This is a genomic window from Pseudomonas syringae (assembly GCF_002157375.1).
Lineage (GTDB): Bacteria > Pseudomonadota > Gammaproteobacteria > Pseudomonadales > Pseudomonadaceae > Aquipseudomonas > Aquipseudomonas syringae_T.
The window spans coordinates 1-2,817 of the sequence record NZ_MTSA01000044.1; the positions used below are offsets into that span (position 1 = coordinate 1).

Sequence of the window (2,817 nt, forward strand, 5' to 3'; positions counted from 1 at the left end):
TGTACCGCACCGGCGACCTGGCCTGCTGGCGCGCAGACGGCACGGTGGAATACCTAGGTCGTAACGACAATCAGGTAAAAATTCGCGGCTTCCGCATCGAAATCGGCGAAATCGAAGCGCGTCTGGCGCAATGCCCCGGGGTCAGGGAGGCCGTCGTTCTGGCTCGTCAGGACGCCGATGAACACCAGAATCGCGGACCGAAACAACTCGTGGGTTATGTCACCGCCGAGCGCGGCGCGTCGCTGTCGGTGCATGAACTGCGCCGTGAGTTGAGCGCGTCACTGGCCGACTACATGGTGCCGGTGGCGTTCGTGATCTTGGACAGTCTGCCCCTGACCGCCAACGGCAAGCTCGACCGACGTGCATTGCCTGCACCGGATGCCACAGCCTATGCCAGCCGCGACTACGAGGCGCCGCAGGGTGACATCGAGCCGGTACTCGCCCGAATCTGGGCCGATGTCCTCAAGGTCGAGCGTGTCGGTCGTCACGATCATTTCTTCGAACTGGGCGGCCATTCGCTGCTGGCGGTCAAGCTGATCGAGCAGATGCGCCAGCAGGGGCTGAGCGCCGATGTTCGCGTGCTGTTCAGTCAGCCCACCCTGATGGCGCTGGCAGCCGCCGTCGGCAGCGGCTCGGAAGTGAGCGTGCCGGACAACCTGATCCAACCCGGCTGCACGCACATCACGCCAGCCATGTTGCCGCTGCTGGAGATCGGCGAAGCACAACTGCAACGCGTTCTTGAAGCGGTGCCGGGTGGCGCAGCGAATGTGCAGGATATCTACCCGCTGGCCCCGTTGCAGGAAGGCATTCTCTATCACTACCTGAGCGCCAAAGCCGGCGACCCCTACGTACTGCAATCGCAATATGCCTTTGACAGCCGTGAGCGGCTCGACGCTTTCGTCGACGCCTTGCAGTCGGTGATCAATCGCCATGATATCTTGCGCACCGCGGTGCATTGGAAGGGGCTGGATGAGCCGGTGCAAGTCGTCTGCCGCGAGGTCGAGCTGTTGCCCGAGCGGGTCGAGCTGGATGCGGCCAACGGTGATATCGGCGTGCAACTGGCTGCGCGCTTCGATGCACGCCACTACCGACTGGACCTGACCCGTGCGCCGTTGCTGCACCTGGCTTGCGCTGAGGACCGGGAGCAAAACCGCTGGGTTGCAACGTTGCTGTTCCATCACCTGGCGCTCGACCACACCGCCCTGGACGTCATGCAGCTCGAAATGCAGGCGTTCCTGATGGGGCAGGCAGAGCAACTGGGCGCGGCGATGCCGTACCGCAACTACGTGGCTCAGGCCCGCCTGGGGATCAGTGCTGAACAGCATGAGCAATTCTTTCGCGAAATGCTGGGTGACATCCAAGAGCCGACGCTGCCGTTCGGCGTACACGATGTGCAGGGCGACGGCCACGGCATCGAGGAGTCGCGGGCCGAGATCGACATGCAACTGGCCGGCCGGCTGCGCCATCAGGCGCGGCAACTGGGTGTCAGCGCTGCCAGCCTGATCCACCTGGCCTGGGCGCTGGTCGTGGGCAAGGTTTCTGCCTCTGACGATGTGGTCTTCGGCACGGTGTTGCTGGGTCGCATGCAAGGCGGCGAGGGTGCCGACCGCGCACTGGGCATGTTCATCAACACGCTGCCGCTGCGGGTGACGCTGGCGCACAACAGCGTGCGCCAAGGCGTGCGGGAGGCCCATGCACGGCTGACCGGGCTGCTGGCCCATGAACATGCATCGCTGGCACTGGCCCAGCGTTGCAGCGGCGTCGCAAGCACTACACCACTGTTCAGCGCGCTGCTCAATTACCGGCACAGTGCCGGCGCGGCCACTCAGGAAAGCCTCAACGCCTGGCAAGGCATGCAAGCGCTGGGCGGCCATGAGCGCACCAACTATCCGTTGACGCTGAACGTCGATGACGTGGGCGATGGTTTCCACATCACTGCACTGGCACTGGAATCCATCGGTGCGCAGCGCATGTGCGCCTATGTTCAGGTGGCACTCGCGGAACTGGTTCGTTCGCTGGAACAGGCTCCGGATTCGGCCCTTGAAAGCCTGACCATTCTGCCCCCGGCTGAACGCGAACAATTGCTGCAGCACTGGAATGCCAGTGAACCACGCGATGACCTCGATCAGCCGCTGATCCATCAGGCCTTCGAACGCCATGCCCGGCTACAACCTTCTGCCACGGCAGTCCGTTTTGAAGGACGCAGCCTGACCTATGGCGAGCTTGACGCCCGCGCCAATCAGGTGGCTCACAGCCTGATTGAAAAAGGCATAAAACCGGATGATCGTGTGGCGATCTGCGTCGAACGCGGTCTGGAAATGATCATTGGCCTGCTGGGTATTCTCAAGGCCGGTGCGGGCTACGTGCCGCTGGACCCGGCGTACCCGACAGAACGTTTGACATACTTGCTGAAGGACAGCGCTCCTGCCGCCGTGCTGCTGCAGGCTGCGACTTCAGACGTGCTGCTGACCGACTCGCTGCCCGTTATCAATCTGGATGACGAAGACCTGCAGGACAAATCCGCCCTCAATCCGCAGGTCGCATCGCTGACCTCAACCCATCTGGCGTACGTGATCTACACCTCGGGCTCTACCGGCCTGCCGAAAGGCGTGCAGGTCGAGCATCGCAACGTGGCACGGTTGTTCTCTGCGACTGAGCCGTGGTTCCAGTTCAATGCCACCGATGTCTGGGCACTGTTTCACTCATTCGCCTTCGACTTCTCGGTCTGGGAAATCTGGGGCGCACTGATTCACGGTGGCGAGCTGCTGATCGTGCCGCAACTGGTCAGCCGTTCGCCGCAGGAATGCTATGAATTGC

Annotated in this window: 1 protein-coding gene; it reads left to right on the forward strand. The window is 62.7% G+C overall.

All coding sequences use genetic code 11. From position 1 onward, the window contains the following. Nucleotides 1-2,817, forward strand: a 2,817-nt coding sequence (locus BW686_RS25905) for an AMP-binding protein (protein WP_143516564.1), incomplete at both ends; no start/stop codon positions are given.